General features: G+C 39.3%; 21 protein-coding genes and 2 tRNA genes. 18 read left to right on the plus strand and 5 right to left on the minus strand.

Annotated elements, in window-relative coordinates; all coding sequences use genetic code 11:
• The first annotated feature begins 82 nt into the window (after positions 1–82).
• The 9 genes from MUN89_RS10030 (at position 83) to MUN89_RS10070 (ending at position 6142) form a co-directional block, all read left to right on the plus strand.
• On the plus strand, positions 83–526 hold the full coding sequence (locus MUN89_RS10030; protein ID WP_244713296.1) for a MarR family winged helix-turn-helix transcriptional regulator: 444 nt from the start codon (positions 83–85) through the stop codon (positions 524–526).
• A gap of 18 nt (positions 527–544) precedes the next feature.
• On the plus strand, positions 545–1366 hold the full coding sequence (racE, locus tag MUN89_RS10035; RefSeq protein WP_256464023.1) for a glutamate racemase: 822 nt from the start codon (positions 545–547) through the stop codon (positions 1364–1366).
• A gap of 181 nt (positions 1367–1547) precedes the next feature.
• Positions 1548–2615 carry a GerMN domain-containing protein gene (locus tag MUN89_RS10040; RefSeq protein ID WP_244713297.1) on the plus strand — a complete coding sequence of 356 codons (1068 nt, stop codon included), beginning with the start codon at positions 1548–1550 and terminating at the stop codon, positions 2613–2615.
• Positions 2616–2775: 160 nt separating this feature from the next.
• Positions 2776–3540, plus strand: coding sequence for a ribonuclease PH (rph, locus tag MUN89_RS10045; protein WP_244713299.1), 765 nt, complete (start codon positions 2776–2778; stop codon positions 3538–3540).
• Entirely contained in the window at positions 3540–4136 is a 597-nt protein-coding gene (locus tag MUN89_RS10050; RefSeq protein WP_244713699.1) for an XTP/dITP diphosphatase, read from the plus strand. The genes rph and MUN89_RS10050 overlap by 1 nt, the downstream gene beginning before the upstream one ends.
• Positions 4137–4151: 15 nt before the next feature.
• A complete protein-coding gene (locus tag MUN89_RS10055; RefSeq protein ID WP_244713301.1) occupies positions 4152–4679 on the plus strand; it encodes a metallophosphoesterase in 528 nt (175 codons plus the stop codon).
• 80 nt (positions 4680–4759) lie between these two features.
• A tRNA-Gly gene (locus MUN89_RS10060) sits at positions 4760–4833 on the plus strand.
• 19 nt (positions 4834–4852) lie between these two features.
• Positions 4853–4926: transfer RNA gene (locus tag MUN89_RS10065), tRNA-Arg, on the plus strand.
• A 337-nt stretch (positions 4927–5263) separates the two neighbouring features.
• Positions 5264–6142, plus strand: a complete 879-nt coding sequence (locus tag MUN89_RS10070; protein WP_244713303.1) for an HD-GYP domain-containing protein — start codon at positions 5264–5266, stop codon at positions 6140–6142.
• A gap of 194 nt (positions 6143–6336) precedes the next feature.
• On the opposite strand, the gene MUN89_RS10075 is transcribed toward MUN89_RS10070, so the two are convergent.
• The 3 genes from MUN89_RS10075 to MUN89_RS10085 form a co-directional block, all read right to left on the minus strand.
• On the minus strand, positions 6337–6534 hold the full coding sequence (locus tag MUN89_RS10075) for a hypothetical protein (RefSeq protein WP_244713304.1): 198 nt from the start codon (positions 6532–6534) through the stop codon (positions 6337–6339).
• A 204-nt stretch (positions 6535–6738) separates the two neighbouring features.
• Positions 6739–6846 carry a YjcZ family sporulation protein gene (locus MUN89_RS10080; protein ID WP_244713702.1) on the minus strand — a complete coding sequence of 36 codons (108 nt, stop codon included), beginning with the start codon at positions 6844–6846 and terminating at the stop codon, positions 6739–6741.
• A gap of 156 nt (positions 6847–7002) precedes the next feature.
• Positions 7003–7086, minus strand: a complete 84-nt coding sequence (locus MUN89_RS10085; protein WP_244713705.1) for a YjcZ family sporulation protein — start codon at positions 7084–7086, stop codon at positions 7003–7005.
• Positions 7087–7696: 610 nt separating this feature from the next.
• Between MUN89_RS10085 and MUN89_RS10090 the strand changes: the two genes are divergently transcribed.
• From MUN89_RS10090 to MUN89_RS10100, 3 genes are all read left to right on the plus strand, one after another.
• Positions 7697–8458, plus strand: coding sequence for an SDR family oxidoreductase (locus MUN89_RS10090; RefSeq protein ID WP_244713305.1), 762 nt, complete (start codon positions 7697–7699; stop codon positions 8456–8458).
• 614 nt (positions 8459–9072) lie between these two features.
• On the plus strand, positions 9073–9264 hold the full coding sequence (locus MUN89_RS10095; protein WP_244713307.1) for a hypothetical protein: 192 nt from the start codon (positions 9073–9075) through the stop codon (positions 9262–9264).
• Between the two features lie 26 nt (positions 9265–9290).
• Positions 9291–9785 (plus strand): DNA-deoxyinosine glycosylase, encoded by a 495-nt coding sequence (locus MUN89_RS10100; RefSeq protein WP_244713308.1) that lies wholly within the window; start codon positions 9291–9293, stop codon positions 9783–9785.
• Between the two features lie 57 nt (positions 9786–9842).
• Here MUN89_RS10100 and MUN89_RS10105 read toward each other — a convergent pair whose 3' ends face one another.
• Together MUN89_RS10105 and sda are read right to left on the minus strand one after the other, a co-directional pair.
• Positions 9843–9989 (minus strand): hypothetical protein, encoded by a 147-nt coding sequence (locus MUN89_RS10105; RefSeq protein WP_244713309.1) that lies wholly within the window; start codon positions 9987–9989, stop codon positions 9843–9845.
• Positions 9990–10392: 403 nt separating this feature from the next.
• Positions 10393–10515: a sporulation histidine kinase inhibitor Sda gene (sda, locus tag MUN89_RS10110; RefSeq protein ID WP_244713310.1), complete on the minus strand. Its 123-nt coding sequence runs from the start codon at positions 10513–10515 to the stop codon at positions 10393–10395.
• Between the two features lie 430 nt (positions 10516–10945).
• Here sda and MUN89_RS10115 point away from each other — a divergent pair, with 430 nt between their 5' ends.
• The 6 genes from MUN89_RS10115 to MUN89_RS10140 all read left to right on the plus strand — a co-directional run bounded on the left by MUN89_RS10115 (position 10946) and on the right by MUN89_RS10140 (position 19268).
• The gene (locus MUN89_RS10115; protein WP_244713311.1) at positions 10946–11926 is read left to right on the plus strand and encodes a tetratricopeptide repeat protein; all 981 of its coding nucleotides are present in this window, start codon (positions 10946–10948) and stop codon (positions 11924–11926) included.
• Between the two features lie 167 nt (positions 11927–12093).
• Complete coding sequence (gene tig, locus MUN89_RS10120) at positions 12094–13380, plus strand: trigger factor (protein ID WP_244713312.1); 1287 nt, start codon at positions 12094–12096, stop codon at positions 13378–13380.
• A gap of 302 nt (positions 13381–13682) precedes the next feature.
• Positions 13683–14960, plus strand: a complete 1278-nt coding sequence (gene clpX, locus MUN89_RS10125; RefSeq protein ID WP_244713313.1) for an ATP-dependent protease ATP-binding subunit ClpX — start codon at positions 13683–13685, stop codon at positions 14958–14960.
• A 239-nt stretch (positions 14961–15199) separates the two neighbouring features.
• The gene (lon, locus tag MUN89_RS10130; protein WP_244713314.1) at positions 15200–17530 is read left to right on the plus strand and encodes an endopeptidase La; all 2331 of its coding nucleotides are present in this window, start codon (positions 15200–15202) and stop codon (positions 17528–17530) included.
• A complete protein-coding gene (yihA, locus tag MUN89_RS10135; protein WP_244713315.1) occupies positions 17520–18104 on the plus strand; it encodes a ribosome biogenesis GTP-binding protein YihA/YsxC in 585 nt (194 codons plus the stop codon). The genes lon and yihA overlap by 11 nt, the downstream gene beginning before the upstream one ends.
• A 330-nt stretch (positions 18105–18434) precedes the next feature.
• Positions 18435–19268 (plus strand): transporter substrate-binding domain-containing protein, encoded by an 834-nt coding sequence (locus tag MUN89_RS10140; protein ID WP_244713316.1) that lies wholly within the window; start codon positions 18435–18437, stop codon positions 19266–19268.
• Positions 19269–19289: the final 21 nt, after the last annotated feature.

The following is a 19289-nucleotide window of genomic DNA, read 5'->3' on the forward strand; positions in this document are numbered from 1 at the left end:
GGAAGGTATATTTTTTTCTTGATATTTTAGTTTGAAGACGTGAGAATGGAACTTAAGATTGTAATCGTAAGGAGTGCTGAAAGTGACGAACACTGTTTCTAAGATTGCAGAAGTTGAGAAAGAATTAAGATACATAGCAGGGATAATTAAGCAGAGAGGAAGGGAAATCCTTAATCATTATCCTATTACTGCTCCTCAGTTCGTTGCTTTACAGTGGCTGTTGGAAAAAGGCGATATGACAATCGGTGAATTGTCTAACTATATTCATTTAGCTTGCAGTACGACCACAGATCTGGTCGATCGTATGGAAAAAAATCTGCTTGTCGAACGTGTTCGCGACCCTAATGATAGACGCGTGGTAAGGATTCACGTATTGGACAAAGGAGAACAGATTATACATGAAGTGATTGATAAAAGACAGCATTACCTTTCAGAAGTACTTAAGGATGTACCTGAAGAGGAAGTGGAGACGCTGAACCGTCTGCTGTCATTACTCCATAGTAAAATGCTGAGTACTGAGGATTAGGGGAAAGAGGGATGTTTTTTGCAAAAGCCCATAGGAGTCATTGATTCGGGGGTTGGCGGATTAACCGTAGCTAGAGAACTAATGCGCCAGCTCCCAAAAGAGAAATTAATATATTTGGGAGATACGAGAAGATGTCCATATGGACCGAGATCTGAAGAAGAAGTCAGACGATTTACGTGGCAGATGGTGAATCACTTACTGGAACACAATATTAAAATGCTGATCGTAGCATGTAACACCGCTACGGCTTATACGCTGGAAGAACTTCAGGAGAACTTGTCTATTCCGGTCATCGGTGTCATCCAGCCTGGTGCAAGAGCCGCAATTAAAGTCAGCCAAAATAAGCGTATCGGAGTAATTGGAACAGAAGGAACGATTGATAGTAATGCTTATCCACACGTGTTAAAGTCAATTGACCAAACAATCCGAGTAAATGCTCTGGCTTGTCCGCTTCTTGTTCCGATGGTGGAAAATGGGCTGTTGGAGGGAGAGGCAGCTGAGGATATCGTTGCTCGTACACTCGCTCCATTAAAGGCGATGAATCATATTGATACATTGATATTAGGCTGTACCCATTATCCTTTGATTAAAAATCTCATTCAAAACGAGATGGGCAGCCATATCCAGGTCATCAGTTCAGGTGAAGAAACCGCAAGAGAAGCTAGTCTAATACTTGCTTATCATGGGTCGCTGGAAAGCGGAGGCGGACACTCCGTTCACGAATTTTATACGACCGGTGATGTTGACAAGTTTAGAACGGTGGCAAACAGCTGGTTCGATGAGCCGGTTCTAGTATTAAAATTAGCCGAATTGGAACACGTAAAAAGCTCTGCTTATTAAAGGCGGGGCTTTTTATATGGCAGCTGTTAATAAAATCAATGGTTATCACAGACTTAGCTGAACAAACTGCTAGTACTCTCTTCTGCTCTTGATACAAATTGAGTGCTTTTAAAATTCTCTGGTCTATTCCTTTCGAGAGCTCGTATATATGGTAGTACAAACCATCACAGGAGGGAATAGTATGAAATCGCTCGGTATAAAGCCCTTATCAATTGCGGTCTTACTAAGTACAGGCTTACTATCTGGCTGTTTTTTTGAAGGTGAGCAGAGCTTAGAAAAAATGGATACTCCACCGGAGAATACTTCAGTTGATAGTAAATCTGATTCTGATAGCTCTACTGTAAAAGACAATGAAAATGCAGAAGGAGAATCGGCTGATAAAACAACAGCCCGCGACATTTATTTATTCGACTCCAACGGCATGGTTGTCCCGCAGACGCTGCAGCTTCCTCAATCTAAAGAAGTAGCAGCTCAAGCATTGGAATATATGGTGCAGGATGGACCGGTAACAGAACTTCTTCCACAAGGTTTTCAAGCCGTTCTGCCAGCGGGTACAGAAATTAAAGGAGTAAATCTTAAAGAAGATGGCACACTTGTTGTAGATGTGTCTAAAGAGTTTGAAGGCTATACTGCGGAAAACGAAGAAAAAATTCTCCAAGCAATGACGTTTACACTGACTCAATTTGACAATGTGGACCGGATTAAGTTGTGGATCAACGGGCATGAGCAAGCGACTATGCCGGTAAACGGAACTCCTATTTCAGAAGGTGTGTCCCGGACGAATGGAATTAACATTCAAGTGGGAGAGCAGACAGATGTAGTAAACAGCAAGGCTGTTACCGTATATTTTCCATCCCAAAATGATCAGCAGGTTTACGAAGTGCCTGTAACGACTCGTGTAAATAAAAGCGACAATGTTTACCAATCGGTAGTTAATGCCCTGCTGGATGGACCAGAATTGGGCACTTCGCTGCTCCAGCCTTTTAATGAGGAGGCAGAATTACTTGGAGCGGACTTAAAAGAAGGTGTCCTAACCTTAACATTTAACAAAGGAATTCTGAATGGCCAGGAGCCCCAGGCCATAGGTGAAGAGGCATTATCCAGTCTAGTGCTGACACTCACGGATATGGAAGACGTAGAAGCTGTTCAAGTAAAAGTAGACGGGGTTGATGAAGTATTTAATGAAGCCGGTGAAACGTTGGATAAACCTGTAACAAGAGCAGATCTCAGTGAAGAAAAAAGCGTCTGATCATAAACAGCACCATAATAAATGAGGCCGCTATGAGTGTATAGCGGCTTTATTTGTATGCCATGAAGTCGAACTTGGAGTAGGAATACTGACTACTCTGCACAATTAATGTATGTTAAGATGAGCAAGGATAAGGTGAAGTACAAGGAGGATGAACTCATTGCGAAAAGACCGTAAAGTAAATGAATTAAGAACAGTAAAAATAGAAACAAACTATGTAAAGCATCCGGAGGGATCCGTGCTTATAAGCTTTGGTGATACGAAAGTAATTTGTAATGCCAGTATTGAAGACCGGGTGCCGCCATTTTTGCGCAATCAGGGAAAAGGGTGGATAACTGCTGAATATGCCATGCTTCCACGTGCTACGGAACAAAGAAATATTAGAGAATCTTCCAAAGGCAAAGTATCAGGACGGACAATGGAAATACAACGATTGATCGGGCGTGCTCTCCGTGCGGTTGTGGATCTAGACAAAATCGGCGAGCGTACACTTTGGATCGATTGTGATGTTATTCAGGCAGATGGGGGCACACGTACTGCTTCCATAACAGGAGCCTTCGTGGCCGTCGTTATAGCGCTAGGGAAGCTGGTAGATAATAAAACGATTAAAGAACTTCCTGTAGAAGATTTTTTGACCGCTATTTCTGTAGGGGTCCTTCCTGATGGAAAGGAAATTCTGGATTTATGCTATGAAGAAGATAGTCAGGCCCATGTAGATATGAATGTGGTCATGACCGGAGCAGGTGAATTTGTAGAACTTCAAGGCACAGGTGAGGAAGCAACCTTCAGTATGACTCAGCTTCAAACGATGCTTTCTTTAGCGCAAGAAGGGGTAAATGATCTTGTGAAACTTCAAAAAGAAGCGATTGGCAAATGGGCCGAAGTTATTGAGAAAAGACAGACGGCAGGAGTTGCTGAAGAATGATGAAAGAGTTGATTGTGGCGACTAAAAACAGCGGAAAAGCAGCCGAATTCAGGGAGATGTTTTCTAAATACACTATTGAGGTGAAATCTTTGCTGGATTTTGATGACCCCGTTAATGATATCGAAGAAACAGGAACATCTTTTGAAGAAAATGCCGCTATTAAATCTGAAGCTATATGCTCAAAGTTTAACGTTCCAGTTTTAGCAGATGATTCTGGCCTTGTAATTGACGCACTTAACGGGGAACCTGGAGTTTATTCTGCCCGTTATGCTGGAGAAGAAAAGGATGACCAAAAAAATATTGAAAAGGTTATGGCAAAGCTTAAGGATGTACCTGAGAATGATCGTACTGCCAGGTTTATATGTGCGATTGCCGTTTCCCGTCCTGATAAAGAAACTTTTATTAAAGTAGGAAAATGCGAGGGAAGCATCGCATTAGAGGAACGAGGAAATCATGGATTTGGTTACGATCCAATTTTTATACCTAACGGATCAAACAGGACGTTAGCGGAACATACTCCAGAAGAAAAGAATTCCATCAGTCATAGGAAAAATGCTATTCTACAAGTAGAAGGCTGGTTAAAAGCTCAATCTTAAACGAGGTGATCCCATATGCCAAAGGTATTAATCATCAGTGACAGTCATGGACTTACTGCCGAGCTGGACAGTATTAAAAAACGTCATGAAAAAGAGACAGCAGCAATGATCCATTGTGGTGATTCAGAATTGGAAAGTGATGACAACCACCTGGAAGGTTTTTATTATGCGAAAGGTAATTGTGATTTCGATCCAGAAATGAAGGATGAGCAGGTAGTGCGAGTAGGGGAATTGACGATTTTTGCTACACACGGCCATCTGTTCCAAATCAAATCCACTTTAATGCCGCTTTCGTACAGAGCCGAAGAAGCAGGGGCACAGGTAGCATGTTTTGGACATTCCCATATGGCGGCAGCAGAGAAAGTAAAAGACAAGCTGTTTATAAACCCGGGAAGTTGTCATCTGCCAAGAGACCGGAAGGAACCAACTTACGCTATACTGGAATGGGAGTCGCTTGCTCATGTTGAGGTTCAATTTTATCATGTTACTGGTGAACCTATCCCTGAACTTAAGATGGAAACTTCACTTACAGCAAAGTTTTAAAACTTTGCTGTAAGTCCTGTTGACAAATGAGGAAGAACTTACTATAATGAATCTTGTCCGCTAAAAGAGAGTTCTTACCTGCGGGTGTAGTTTAATGGTAAAACCTCAGCCTTCCAAGCTGATGACGAGGGTTCGATTCCCTTCACCCGCTCCATACATATTTAGTATTTATTGTCCCAGTAGCTCAGCAGGATAGAGCAACAGCCTTCTAAGCTGTGGGTCGGGAGTTCGAATCTCTCCTGGGACGCTAACCTAACAAACGCTGAATTTCTTGTATATCAAGAAATTCAGCGTTTTTCTTTGCTTAAGAAGATTTCGGTAGTATATTAATATTCTTCCATTTATTCGGTGTTTCTCCTTATTAATTGTTATCTAATAAGCATTAGTTGAGCATAAAGAGGGGGTAAATATGAAAAATATCACAATTAAATGGAACTTATTTCTTGATAACGTTTTACTTTACTATATTAAAAATGTAAAATGGTGAAAAGATTAGTCGAATAATGGAAAGGGTGATTAAGGCAGTATTTTCAAACGAAAAGCTTTCCTTTGTCTATTAATTTTATAGAAGGAGTGGTAAGCAAATGAAAACCTATACCTTAGAAGAACTTTCAGCCCGTGTAGAGAAAAGTCCAGCTATAATTGAAAAGTGGTTTGAAGAACTTGAGGAAAGGTTAAACCACAATATTATAATTAATGATAAAGGCGAAGCACAGTATTTTGAGAAAGATTTAGAGATTATTTACTGTATTTCAAGAAAGAGAGAAGAGAGGGAGACTTTTGAGTCAATTTTTAAGTATTTGGAGAAACACTTTAAGCCTAGATCTGCTTTAAAAAAAGAGATGTCAAATGAAGAAGAGAATTCGTTAACTGAATGGGGGCGTGACCCAGAAAGTTTATTTTACGAAATTGCCCAGGACAATGAAATAATACAAATATTTAAATATCATTCACTTCGCGTAATGTTTTTATCCAGTGCTCTGGCAAGAAGAACGGGCTGCTATGATGAAGATTTGCGTATTGCTGCTCTTTTACATGACATAGGCAAGATGGGGCTTTCAAAAAATATTTTATTAAAATCGACTAAATTAAGTGATTTGGAGTACACCATTATCCAAAGTCATGCCCATATAGGGAATACTATCGTTAGAAAACACTTAGGGTTAACGAGAGCCGCTAGATTTGTCCGTGATCATCACGAAAGATGGGATGGAACGGGATATCCCCGGCGATTATTGGGAGATGAGATCTCCCTCCAGGGGCGGATAATTGGCATTTGTGATACTTATGATACAATGACGATTGACCAGCGGAATTATAAGAAAAACACGTTGACTCAAGAGGAAGCATTCAGAGAGTTAAAGAAACATTCCTGGACTCAATTTGATGGGAATTTAGTTTCAATATTTATGGATATCATGGACGAAATCACCATTCCAGAGTATATGTTGAAAGAAATTTAACCATCTATATCACTTCCACTCATTACGAATAGAGAACTGATCCATTTGGATATGGTCTTCTATAAACTAAACGATGGTATTATACAGCGTATAATACCATCGTTTAGTTTAATTGTTAGGGAAAACACATGAACTTGTCCAGATAGGCTTTCTTCCGCATTGAGCAGAAGACTTGGAAAAGCTCAGTAGCAGGTTCAAATAAAAAGGGTGGTGATATGTGTGGCTAAAAGGGACAAGAGGACGATGCCCCAATGAATTTTATAAGTGAGGTGGGTAGTCAAATGATGAATCACTAATACTTCAATCGTAAGCAGCATAATTAAAATAAAATTGCTGATAGCTGTTTCTTTAAAGAACTGTTCATAGCCTATAAAAGTAGTCAGCATTATCATAAGTTGTAAGTAAAGGCATAAGTACATCTAATTCTCCTTTATTTAAAAAATAACATACCTAGAATTTTTTCTATATGACCATTCTCTTTTTAATGAAGGGGGCAGTGTTGACTGTTTGTATTCTAAGAGTGATCTTACGATAAGTTCCTAAAATAACAAAACGACAGGGAGTTCCTGTCGTTTAAAAAAGGCTTTGCTCTGTACTTAGTAATAAACTGCTGCACCTATAATAATCAAAAGAATAAATAACACTAATATTAATACAAATCCACCTGCGTATCCATATCCGCCACAACCACAGCCACAACTCATAACATTCACCACCTTTTCCTCTCTGTCTGTATCATATGCCTAGTGAATGACAACGGGAAGGCGTATGCCCATTCCGAGATTAACTATGGATCAGTCGTTGGAATTTTATGCCAGGGCAAGAGCCCTGACAAAATATTTATGGGGTTCTAAAAAATTTTATAACCAAGCGGCACCAACGATGATAAGCAGGATAAACAACACTACAATTAGCGCGAAACCACTTCCATAACCGTAACTCATCCTTTCACCTCCTAAACCGGGGAATAGAATAGTGTATGAAGAATTAAGGCTGAATGGAAAGGGTAAAACCCAAATTTTCCGATTGTAGTTGTCTTAAAAGCTAGTACGGTAGAGAATGAGTTATGAATCTTATCCAATGACTAAATAAGGGATTATCTCCCAACAATCCGATTTTAGATACGGATACTCATCTCACAGAAAATTTGGACCGTGTACTTGATCATACGATTACATACAATGGTTTAAGCTCAAATTCCACCTGGTAATAAAATATAAAGGATTGGAGAGGAATATTTTTGTGGGAAGGTTGTTATTTTGTCTGTACTGAAAAACTATATGCCACCAATGGGGCTGACTGTAAGTTTTCTGATGGTTGAAAAATGCTAGCCAGGATATTGAAAGAACATGAGGCGGAATTGGAACACATAAGTCATAACAGATCGGGGTATTGTGGTAAAGGGACTTGCTGTAAGCAGCTACACAATTAAAGTATCGGACATAATTCAGAAAATAGGTTCTTGGGAAAGGGTGTAGAAGAGGGGAAGACTCAGGCAGAATTATTATACAATAAATTCAGGATCAGCTTATGAATGAAGAAAGGATGGGGACTATGAATTTTTCAGGTCATACCATATTAATCACTGGTGGAGGGTCCGGGATAGGACTTGCCTTAGCTGAACGTTATTTGGCAGCTGGAAACGAAGTCATTATCGCAGGGCGTACAAAAGATAAATTGGAGGAAGCCCGGCATCAACACCCTGGCCTTCATATTAAAACGTGTGATGTGGCAAAAGAAGAAGACAGGATTGAATTGTTTACTTGGATCACCACTCATTTTCCTGAAGTGAATATCCTTATTAATAATGCAGGCATACAAGAACGATTCCAATTACTTAAAGACACGGACGACTGGAAGAGGGCAAAAAACGAATTGAAAATAAATGTGGATGGGCCGGTCCATTTAACGATGCTGTTTGCCCCCTTTTTCAAAGAGAAAGAGGAAGCGGCGATTATTAACGTTTCCTCTGGGTTAGCCCTGTCTCCTGGAGCGTGGGTGCCTGTTTACAGTGCCACGAAAGCTGCGTTGCATTCTTTCACACAAACGTTGCGATTACAATTAGAAAACACGAATATAGAGGTTATTGAAATATTTCCTCCGGCTGTTAATACCGATCTTGGAGGACCGGGGATGCATACGTTCGGTGCCAATCTTCAAGAATTTGCCGATTCAGTTTTTGCTGAAATTGAAGAAGGAGAGACAGAGATTGGGTATGGAGATTCAGTCCATCGCTTAAAAGCGGATAGAGAATCTTTAAAAGCAGGCTCAAAACAAGCATGGGAAAAATTCAAACAAAACAACCCTGGTTTTTAGTTTTTTAAGTGTAAGCTGAATCTTTTAACTGTTTGCATTGTTATGGTAATATAATGGTGGTCCATCTTCTCTCAATCGTTACCATATGTCTCTTAAAGATGGAAGAAAGAAAACTCCCTGAGTAAGGGAGTTTTTGATTTATCTCGTGATATTTGCAAAAACAAAAAACGACTCAGATAAATTACATATTAGTTCAGTAGAATGGTGTCCATCTTATTAAGCTTCACGCTTTTTTCTTCATGACAATCCAATTTCCTCTGATGAGTTTCTCCACTCATTTGCTCATCTTTTACGATTCTCCATGAAACAATGAAAAAAGTGAATGAGTTAAAAAAGGAGTAACTGAATAAGAAAATGGAATATTGTACAAGATGGAGATAAAAAGTGGTGATCCCGATGTTTTCCTGGGAATCAGTCTTGATTATTACAGTATTTGTAGCTAGTGTCATTGGAATGGTTGTTATTGCTTTTTTTGTTTATAAATCGAAGTAATGTGTTCCAGGAGGCTTTTTGAAAGACATCCAGCTCTAAATTTGTTATTTTAAGTTTGTGTTAAGTTATGCCAAGTTTTGTCGAAATTGGTATAATGATAAACACAAGAGGAGGTTAATAGAATGAGAGAAGATATGGAGAGAATTTTCGATCAGCGTGATTTCTTAGTTAAAGAAAATAAAAAACTTAAAGAAGAAGTAGCTGAAGAAAAACGTAAAGTAGCGCTATTAGAGAAAACGATTGAAGAAAATCTGCACCCTTCCAAAGCGGATAAACTTAAAATAACCGCACAACAATCTCAATTAAGAGCTTAAATAGAGAGGAATGTCAGAGATAAAGAATGGGAGAGAAAATTACCAGCTTTAACCCTGTAATTGACCAGAATTCTGCTGTTATGATTTTAGGATCTATGCCAAGCAGAGAATCTTTACGGAAACAAGAGTATTATGGCAATAACAGAAATCATTTCTGGTCGATCCTATTTTCTATATTTGATACGGAACCTATTGAAAGTTATGATTCGAGGATTGCTTTTATTAAAGAGCACCATATTGCTTTGTGGGATGTATTGAAATTCTGTGAAAGAAAAGGCAGCCTTGATGTCCAAATAAAAAACGGGTATCCCAACCCGATTGATGAACTGTTAAGAGAATATCCGAATATCAAAGCACTTTTTTTTAATGGCCAAAAATCATTTCAAGTATATACTAAATATTTTTCCCATCTAACAATCCCTACTCACCGTTTGCCTTCGACAAGTCCCATTCCAGGAAAATATAATAAAAACCGACTTGAAAAAATAGAACAGTGGAAGATCTTGCAAAACTATTTATAAACGAAAAAAGCAGGCAATAGGATTGCCTGCTTTTTTTCGTAAATCAAATTGTTAATATTATCCCATTCCCGGATCGCCTGGGTCATAATTGGGAGAAACAATCCCCATTCCTGGATCACCTGGATCTGCTGCAAATTCAATAGAAGAAGCTGTTCCAATAGAAAACAACATGACTAGCAGAAGGTATATTATTAATCTTTTCATCCTTCATCCTCCTAAATGATTAATGGTTTTTTAAAAGCATGAGAAAAACTGAAGGCTAACCAATACCTGTCCTATTTTAAGCCATTCTATTTCCCAGATTAGCTTTGTAAACCACCCCTCTATGTATGAATGATAAGAGATGAAGGAAGAACCACCGGCTGGTGAAATGAAAACAATAATTGCTGTATCTGTTATGCACCTTAACCTCTTATATTGTTATTATATACAAAATAAGACAAATGTGGAGAAATTTTTTGAATTTTTACAAAAAAATCGTAGATTAATGCAAATATGTTGAAAAAATTGAAAAATTTTTTCGAGAAAAGGGATTTTAACACATTAAAATACCATTGAGCATATGCTCAATGGTATCCGACCTATCTATAAGAGAATGGATGTATCTTTAGTTAGCTGGCAATTCAATGGAGCGTCTATCCATTTCTTCAGCTAGCAAATGTACAAAATCTTTATCTAACTGAAGTTTCAAAGACTCAAGATAAGCTTCAAGTAAAGTTTGATCATCCAACAGAGACAACTTATACAACCCCTTGATTTTTACATGAAATTATTAGAACTGATACACATTTACTTATTTTAACAAAAAGCAAAAATATTACATGGGAAAATAGACCTGTTTTTCCGATGGAAGCGCTGCCAATTTTCTTGAGGGAGTTTTTCCGAGTCGTTATGGTAATTTTGAGCTCAATTTTATTGCCTTCTTTTACATTAGACCTACTTATTCGACATCCTTCGTAAACCTTCCTTATTATTAGTTGTGTTTGCAGTAAAAGTGGTTTAACATAGCTCTAAGCAGTGAGGGGTAAAGATAAGGTCCATAAAAAACGCAGGAAATCTTTACTTTAAATCGCCTGACAGGTTATGTTTGGGGCGACAGCTTTTAGGAAAGAATAGAGAAAGAAAAAATTATTTTACAGGTAAATTAGGAAGGGTGGCTTATGGAAAATCAGAAAGGGAACATTGTCATGTTCCCAAAATGGAGGAAACGACTGGAACAAGAGGGGCTGCAAGCTGTAAAAGACAAAAGATATCAGGATGCTGCCCAGGCTTTACGTCCACTGCTTGACTATAAAGTAGCCAATCATGACGTCATTACAGGGTTGTTAATGAGCTGGATCGAACTGGGACAGCTTGAAGAAGCGGAAGAATTGTGCCGCCAGCAAATGAAAGTCGATGAAGAGAATTACTATGAATATTTACATATTTACATAACCATTCTTTTTCAAGACAGCCGCTATCAGGAGCTTATCGATTTACTTGATGAGGTTTTTCATACGGAAGAAGTACCGCATCAAAATCGTACGCAGCTTTGGCAAATGTACGAAGTAAGTAAAAAGCTGCTTGAGGAAACGCATAAATCAGAAGGTGAGAAATACAGCCATCACTTTTTTGAAGCTCTTGAAAATAACGACGTACATAATCAGTGGCAAATGTTATCACGTCTCCTAAAACAACCTGCTCAGCATTATGCTGAGATGTACAAACCATTATTAATGAAAGAATCAGTACATCCGATTATTAAAACAGCGATAATCGAATGGTTTAGAGACAGTGGTTTCTCAGATCACATAAAAGTAAAGAAGTTTGGTCAGTACATTGAAGTGACTCCTTCTGAACTAAATCAGCTTCACTCGGACTATATTCTAAAACAAGTGCAAATGCGTTTAGGGAGTATTGAACAGAGTAATCCTACCATGTTCGACATGCTGAATCAGCTGCTCTACCATTATTGCTATGTAAGGTATCCGATATTTCCTGACGAACATGAAGTTCCCGTTATTGTGGAAGCCTTGAAACAGATCGGTCATGAATATCTTCAGCTGCCATACAATTACAATAATGATTTAAACAACGTATCTATATATAAGGAAGAGATAGAAACTTGTGAACAACATTACTTAGCCATCGTTGAGCAATAAAAAATCATCCGCAGTTATTTATGAAGCTGCGGATCACTTGTTGAAAGCACATATCTTTATGTTATAATGTAATGGTTGCAAATTAGATTCGTATGTAAAAGACTCATAGAATCAGCCATCACTCGTCACTTGACGAAAATGAATGATAGATGTTGGAGGGAATTTTTATGTCAGCAAAATGGGAAAAACAAGAAGGCAATCAAGGGACTCTTACTGTAGAAGTTCCGGCAAGTGAGTTCGATCAGGCACTTGACAAAGCCTTTAAGAAAGTAGTTCAACAAGTTCAGGTGCCAGGCTTCCGTAAAGGGAAAGTACCTCGTAAGCTTTTTGAACAGCGTTTTGGTGTGGAATCTTTATACCAGGATGCTTTGGATATCGTTCTTCCGGAAGCTTATTCAAAAGCTGTCGAAGAAACTGGAATTGAACCAGTTGATCGTCCTGAAGTAGACGTAAAGGAAATTGAAAAAGGTAAGGATCTAGTATTTACTGCGGATGTTACGGTTAAACCGGAAGTGAAACTTGGTGAATATAAAGGTCTTGAAGTAGAAGAGCTCAGCACGGAGGTAACTGAAGAGGACGTGCAAAACGAATTGAAACAGCTTCAAGAGCGTCAAGCTGAACTGGTCGTCAAAGAAGACGGAGAAGTAGAAGATGGCGACACGGTAGTGATGGATTTTGAAGGCTTTGTAGATGGTGAAGCTTTCGAAGGCGGCCAGGCAGATAATTATTCACTTGAAATCGGTTCAGGCTCTTTTATTCCAGGTTTTGAAGAGCAGCTGGTTGGTAAAAAAACTGGAGAAGAAGTGGATGTTAACGTCACGTTTCCGGAAGAATACCATGCAGAAGAGCTTGCTGGTAAAGAAGCCCTCTTTAAAGTGAAAATTCATGAAATTAAAGGAAAAGAACTTCCTGAGCTTGACGATGAATTCGCAAAAGATGTCGATGAGGAAGTCGAATCTCTTGAGGAACTAACGACAAAAACCCGCGAGCGTCTGGAAGAACAGAAAAAGACAGAAGCTGAAAATCATAAGCGCGACACCTTGGTCCAGAAAGCTGCTGAAAATGCTGAGGTCGATGTACCGGATGCAATGGTAGATACAGAGCTTGATCGCATGGTCAATGAATTTGAACAGCGCCTGCAAATGCAGGGAATGACGAAAGATATGTACTTCCAATTTACGGGTCAGGACGAAGACGCACTCCGTGAACAAATGAAAGAAGACGCAGCTAAACGTGTAAAAACAAACTTGACGCTTGAAGCCATTTCTGAAGCCGAAGAAGTTGCAGCTTCTGAGGAAGATGTGAATGCTGAGCTTGAAAACATGGCTTCTACGTATCAGACAGATGTGGAACAGCTGACGCAAATGCTTGGCGGAAACACAGACATGATTAAAGAAGACTTGAAGATCCGCAAAGCTATTGATGTTTTAGTGGCCAACAGCCAAACTAAATAATGAATGGAAAAGACAAGGAGCGATAATTTTGCTCCTTGTTTTCTCATATTTATCTTAAGTAATTTCAGGGTTTGTGTATGAAACCACCCAATTTTTACATACAATAATAAAGATAGGCTTTTGTTTGACTTATGTAAAACATATCTACATAATGAGGATGGTACAATCTCCTCTAAATTAATGGGTATTACTTTTTTGTTTGTGGTTTATTTGGTATGATGAGCAAAAGAAGCTGAATCGAAAGAGTTATATCTTAGACTTCAGTCGCATTTTATGCGTCATTTTATTAAGGGGTGAAATATATGTTTAAATTTAACGAAGAAAAAGGACAATTAAAATGTTCTTTCTGCGGTAAGAGTCAGGATCAAGTTCGCAAATTAGTAGCAGGGCCTGGCGTATATATATGTGACGAGTGCATTGAACTTTGTACAGAAATTGTAGAAGAAGAGCTCGGAAATGAAGAAGAAGTGGAATTTAAAGAGGTTCCAAAGCCTCAGGAAATTCGTGAGATTCTTAATGATTACGTCATCGGCCAGGACCAGGCAAAAAAGAATTTATCGGTCGCTGTTTACAATCATTATAAGCGGATTAATGCTGGAGTTAAAAATGATGATGTTGAATTAGCAAAAAGTAATATTTTAATGCTTGGACCGACAGGAAGCGGTAAAACATTACTGGCGCAAACGCTGGCAAGAATTTTGAATGTACCTTTTGCTATAGCGGATGCTACATCATTAACAGAAGCTGGTTATGTTGGAGAAGATGTGGAAAACATTCTTCTTAAACTGATTCAAGCTGCAGATTATGACGTAGAAAAAGCGGAAAAAGGGATCATTTATATTGATGAAATTGATAAAGTGGCTCGCAAATCCGAAAACCCTTCAATCACTCGTGATGTTTCCGGTGAAGGGGTACAGCAGGCGCTTCTTAAAATTCTTGAAGGTACCCAGGCAAGTGTACCGCCTCAAGGAGGACGTAAGCATCCTCATCAAGAATTTATTCAAATTGACACAACCAATGTACTCTTTATTGTAGGTGGAGCTTTTGACGGGATTGACCAGATTATTAAACGTCGCTTAGGACGTAAAGTCATTGGTTTTGGATCCGAGCAAACGACAAGCGATTCTGAAAAGAAAGAACTATTGACCAAGGTTCTTCCTGAAGATCTGTTAAGTTATGGGCTGATTCCTGAGTTTATCGGACGTCTGCCGGTTATTGGCAGCCTTGAGCATTTAGATGAAGATGCGCTTGTAGAAATTTTGACGAAGCCTAAAAATGCGCTCGTTAAGCAATATCAAAAGCTTTTCCAAATCGATCATGTGGAACTTGAAATCGATGATGAAGCCCTTCGTGAAATTGCCCACTTAGCCATTGAGCGCAAAACAGGAGCACGTGGATTACGTTCTATCATCGAAGGTATTATGCTTGATGTCATGTATGAGCTTCCTTCACGTGATGATATTGAGAAGTGCATTATTACAAAGGAAACAGTCACTTCGGAAAACGGTCGTCCTAAACTGATTTTAACGGACGGAACGGTTGAGGACGATAATAAAGAAACTCCTAAAGAAAGTGCTTAATTGGATTTCTTATTAACTTGGAACCGCGCTACGCCGATCTGTAGCGCGGTTCTTTTTAATTAGTTAACTTGATGTGGGGCATGAAAGAGAAAATGGTTGCTCATAATACATATATCTCCCCCTTGGACTTATTGCTAAGGGGTTAAAGTGCTATGGGATTAGGCTATCCATCAGTTTACTTTCCAAGTTTATTTCTATATGATGAAAATACAAAAACGGATTATTCGGAGGTGCAAGCAATGGCAGATAAACAAAGTACACAAATTCCCCTCCTCCCCCTCAGGGGGCTTTTAGTTTACCCATCAATGGTCCTCCATCTAGATGTTGGACGTGAAAAATCTGTACACGCTTTAGAAAAAGCGATGATGGATGATAATGAAATTTTCTTAGTATCCCAAAAAGAAGTGAATATTGATGAACCTACACAGGATGATTTGTATAACGTCGGAACTGTAGTCCGAATTAAACAAATGGTAAAGCTTCCGAATGGCACGAATAGAGTGCTTGTTGAAGGGTTATACCGTGCAAGCATCCACGACATGGAAGAAGGCGAGCAGTATTACCATGCTAATATTCTCAAACTTGAGGATGAGCACGAAGAGCAAAATGAAGAAGAAGCATTGATGCGGACGCTCGTCAGCCAGTTTGAACAATATGTTAAAGTATCAAAAAAGGTGAGTCAGGAAACGTTTAATACCGTGTCCGATATTGATGAACCAAGTCACTTAGCCGATATGATTACTTCTCATCTTCCAATAAAAATTAAGGATAAGCAGACGATTCTTGAAACGAAAAACGTAAAGAAGCGTCTGCGTAAACTAATCGAAATGATAGGCAATGAAAGAGAAGTCTTACAAATCGAACAAAAAATCGGGCAGCGCGTTAAAAAGTCTATGGAAAAAACGCAAAAAGAATATTATTTGCGGGAACAAATGAAAGCGATCCAGAACGAATTAGGTGATAGAGACGGTAAGTCTGGAGAGGTGGCGAGTTTAAGGGAAAAAATAGAAGAAGCTAATATGCCTGAAAGAGTTCAGGCTGTGGCGGAGAAAGAACTCGGCAGATATGAAAAAGTCCCTCAAAGTTCTGCCGAGAGCTCAGTTATTAGAAATTACATCGAGTGGCTTGTTTCCTTGCCATGGACGGTGGAAACAGAAGATAACCTGGATGTAAGACATGCCGAAAAAATCCTGGATGAGGATCATTATGGCTTAGAAAAAGTAAAGGAACGGGTTCTGGAATATTTAGCGGTCCAAAAGCTGACCCAGTCCATAAAAGGACCGATCCTCTGCCTCGTAGGACCTCCAGGTGTCGGGAAAACGTCATTGGCAAAATCAATTGGCCGGGCCATTAACCGGAAATTTGTTCGTATTTCTCTTGGGGGAATCAGAGATGAAGCAGAGATTCGTGGCCATAGAAGAACTTATATTGGAGCCATGCCGGGACGAATCATTCAAGGGATGAAGCGGGCAGAAACCGTCAATCCGGTTTTCCTATTGGATGAAATCGATAAAATGGCCAGTGATTTTAGAGGAGATCCTTCCTCAGCTATGCTGGAAGTGTTAGACCCTGAACAGAATAGCACCTTCAGCGATCACTTTATAGAGGAACATTATGATTTGTCTAAAGTAATGTTTATTGCAACCGCTAATACGATGAGTTCTATCCCTGGTCCACTGATGGATAGAATGGAAGTCATTTCTATTGCAGGTTATACAGAGGTTGAGAAGCTTCACATTGCAAAAGAGCATTTGCTTCCTAAACAAATTAAGGAAAACGGACTAACTAAATCACAGCTGCAAATAAGAGAAGACGCTCTGTTAAAACTTATAAGAAGATATACGAGAGAAGCGGGAGTACGTGGATTGGAACGTGAATTGGCGAATATATGCCGAAAAGCAGCTAAGATTCTTGTTTCTGGTGAAAAACAGCGCGTAGTTGTAACAATGAAACAGCTGGAAGAACTGATTGGGCGGCCAAAATTTCGTTATGGACAAGCCGAATTAGAGGATCAAGTAGGGGCGGCTACGGGGTTAGCTTATACGTCAGCTGGGGGAGATACACTCTCCATAGAAGTTTCCATATACCCAGGGAAAGGAAACCTTACTCTTACTGGAAAGCTGGGAGATGTAATGAAAGAGTCTGCTCAGGCGGCATTTAGTTATATTCGTTCCCGAGCAGAAGAACTTAAAATTGATGCGGACTTTGTAGAAAAGAACGATATCCATATTCACGTGCCGGAAGGGGCTACCCCTAAAGACGGCCCTTCTGCTGGAATTACAATGGCTACGGCTCTCGTATCTGCTCTAACAGGAAGGGCAGTGAAAAAAGAAGTCGGGATGACAGGGGAAATCACACTTCGGGGACGTGTCCTGCCTATTGGAGGCTTGAAACAAAAATCTCTAAGTGCACATAGGGCTGGCTTAACGACAGTCATCATTCCTGCAGATAATGAGAAAGATTTAGAAGACATTCCTGATAGCGTCCGTTCGGAACTTACATTTGTCCCAGTGAAACACTTAGATGAAGTATTAGATCAAGCATTGGCGGCGGAAAATTATGAAAGTTAATACTGCAGAGATTGTCATAAGTGCTGCAAGTAAAAAACAATACCCGAGCGCCCTGATTCCTGAAATTGCCTTGGCTGGGCGGTCAAATGTGGGGAAATCATCGTTTATTAATAAATTGATTCAAAGAAAAAACCTTGCGCGAACTTCTTCCAGACCGGGTAAGACACAAACATTAAATTTTTATATTATTAATGATCAGTTTCATTTTGTAGATGTACCCGGCTATGGTTATGCAAAAGTTTCTAAAACAGAACGGGCCAAATGGGGAGAGATGATGGATGAATATTTCTCAGAGCGGGAGCAGCTGCGTGCGACGGCTTTAATTGTAGATATTCGTCATGAACCGACCGACGAAGATTGTATGATGTACGATTTTTTAAAGCACTATGAATTACCAGTCATGATTGTAGCTACAAAATTGGATAAAATAAAAAAAAGTCAGCAGCAAAAACAAATTCGATTGATCAAAGAAACACTGCAGATGGATGAAGAGGATCCTTTTATCCCTTTCTCTGCAGAAACAGGTGAGGGAAAAGAAGCGGCGTGGCGTACTATATTGGAATTTATTCGTTAACTTCCTTTTCTATAAGCCTGCAAGCGAACAACAAAGGTATTCGCTTGCAGGCTTTTTTGTTTATTTCATGATATAAACCTCATAGACTGGCCGCTTCTGCGCATAGAAGCGGCTTTTTTTGGGATAATGAGCATATATGCTCGAACAATTAGAGGATTTCCCGGAAATAATAAGGAAACCCAAGCTTAGTAAAGGATTAAGCTGTATCTTATCTTATTTAACAAAATATCAAAGGTAGTTAATTTTGGGAAAAATCTGATTACTATGTATAATTTTATGTATTGGTTTATTACAAAGACGTTACAAAGATGAAGGAGAGATGTAGTAACGATGAAAAAACTTTTACTTTTATTTACTTTAAGTGCCATAATTATGCTTTCTTTAGCAGCTTGCGGGACAAGTGATGAAGGCGGCACTTCTGAAAACAATAGCGAATCTTCAGATACCTCAGGGGATACTGGTGAAGCTGCCTCTGAATATAAGCTGGTGAAAGATGGGAAATTCACATTCGCTGCTTCAGGCGAGTTCCGTCCTTTCAGTATGACTTCAGGAGGGGAAATGACAGGGTTTGACATCGATGTCGCCAATGCTGTGGCAGATCAATTAGGCTTAGAACCTGCTCAGCAAAAATTCAAATTTGCTGCGATTGTGGAAGGTGTAAAAACTGGACGGTTTGATGCGGCAGTAGCGAGCCATACGATCACACCGGAACGTCAAAAAGAAGTTGATTTTTCAACACCTTATTACTACTCGGGCGCACAGATTTTTACACGTCCCGATAGTGACATTAAAACTTTAGATGATCTTAAAGGGAAGGAAGTAGCTGTTTCGAAGGGCTCCACTTATGCAAAGTATGCTCAAGAAGTGACTGACAAAATCAAAACCTATGACAGTGACGTTGTTGCTTTGCAATCTTTATCTAAAGGCCGCCATGATGCAGTAATTACGGACTTTCTTACTGGTAAAGAAGCCAAAGGGCAAGGACTCGATATAGAGGCAAAGAAAATGATTGAAAGAAGTGAACAAGCCATTGCCGTTGCCAAAGGCAATGACAAGTTACTGGAAGATATCAACGCAGCTTTGAAGACACTTCGCGAAGACGGAACACTTGCTGAAATTAGTGATAAATACTTTGGCGAAGATATTACTAAAAAACCTGAGTAACTTTAGTAATAGGTTCTAAAA

Origin of the sequence: Halobacillus salinarum (genome assembly GCF_022919095.1) — a bacterium.
In the GTDB taxonomy this organism is placed as follows: domain Bacteria; phylum Bacillota; class Bacilli; order Bacillales; family Halobacillaceae; genus Halobacillus_B; species Halobacillus_B salinarum.

What these genes read in the sequence shown, in the direction of transcription:
- MUN89_RS10040 (WP_244713297.1), top strand. Translation starts at nt 1,548, where the DNA reads ATGAAATCGCTCGGTATAAAGCCCTTATCAATTGCGGTCTTACTAAGT.
- MUN89_RS10050 (WP_244713699.1), top strand. Translation starts at nt 3,540, where the DNA reads ATGAAAGAGTTGATTGTGGCGACTAAAAACAGCGGAAAAGCAGCCGAA.
- MUN89_RS10055 (WP_244713301.1), top strand. Translation starts at nt 4,152, where the DNA reads ATGCCAAAGGTATTAATCATCAGTGACAGTCATGGACTTACTGCCGAG.
- MUN89_RS10070 (WP_244713303.1), top strand. Translation starts at nt 5,264, where the DNA reads ATGAAAACCTATACCTTAGAAGAACTTTCAGCCCGTGTAGAGAAAAGT.
- MUN89_RS10075 (WP_244713304.1), bottom strand. Translation starts at nt 6,534, where the DNA reads ATGATAATGCTGACTACTTTTATAGGCTATGAACAGTTCTTTAAAGAA.
- MUN89_RS10080 (WP_244713702.1), bottom strand. Translation starts at nt 6,846, where the DNA reads ATGAGTTGTGGCTGTGGTTGTGGCGGATATGGATACGCAGGTGGATTT.
- MUN89_RS10085 (WP_244713705.1), bottom strand. Translation starts at nt 7,086, where the DNA reads ATGAGTTACGGTTATGGAAGTGGTTTCGCGCTAATTGTAGTGTTGTTT.
- MUN89_RS10090 (WP_244713305.1), top strand. Translation starts at nt 7,697, where the DNA reads ATGAATTTTTCAGGTCATACCATATTAATCACTGGTGGAGGGTCCGGG.
- MUN89_RS10095 (WP_244713307.1), top strand. Translation starts at nt 9,073, where the DNA reads ATGAGAGAAGATATGGAGAGAATTTTCGATCAGCGTGATTTCTTAGTT.
- MUN89_RS10100 (WP_244713308.1), top strand. Translation starts at nt 9,291, where the DNA reads ATGGGAGAGAAAATTACCAGCTTTAACCCTGTAATTGACCAGAATTCT.
- MUN89_RS10105 (WP_244713309.1), bottom strand. Translation starts at nt 9,989, where the DNA reads ATGAAAAGATTAATAATATACCTTCTGCTAGTCATGTTGTTTTCTATT.
- MUN89_RS10115 (WP_244713311.1), top strand. Translation starts at nt 10,946, where the DNA reads ATGGAAAATCAGAAAGGGAACATTGTCATGTTCCCAAAATGGAGGAAA.
- tig (WP_244713312.1), top strand. Translation starts at nt 12,094, where the DNA reads ATGTCAGCAAAATGGGAAAAACAAGAAGGCAATCAAGGGACTCTTACT.
- clpX (WP_244713313.1), top strand. Translation starts at nt 13,683, where the DNA reads ATGTTTAAATTTAACGAAGAAAAAGGACAATTAAAATGTTCTTTCTGC.
- lon (WP_244713314.1), top strand. Translation starts at nt 15,200, where the DNA reads ATGGCAGATAAACAAAGTACACAAATTCCCCTCCTCCCCCTCAGGGGG.
- yihA (WP_244713315.1), top strand. Translation starts at nt 17,520, where the DNA reads ATGAAAGTTAATACTGCAGAGATTGTCATAAGTGCTGCAAGTAAAAAA.
- MUN89_RS10140 (WP_244713316.1), top strand. Translation starts at nt 18,435, where the DNA reads ATGAAAAAACTTTTACTTTTATTTACTTTAAGTGCCATAATTATGCTT.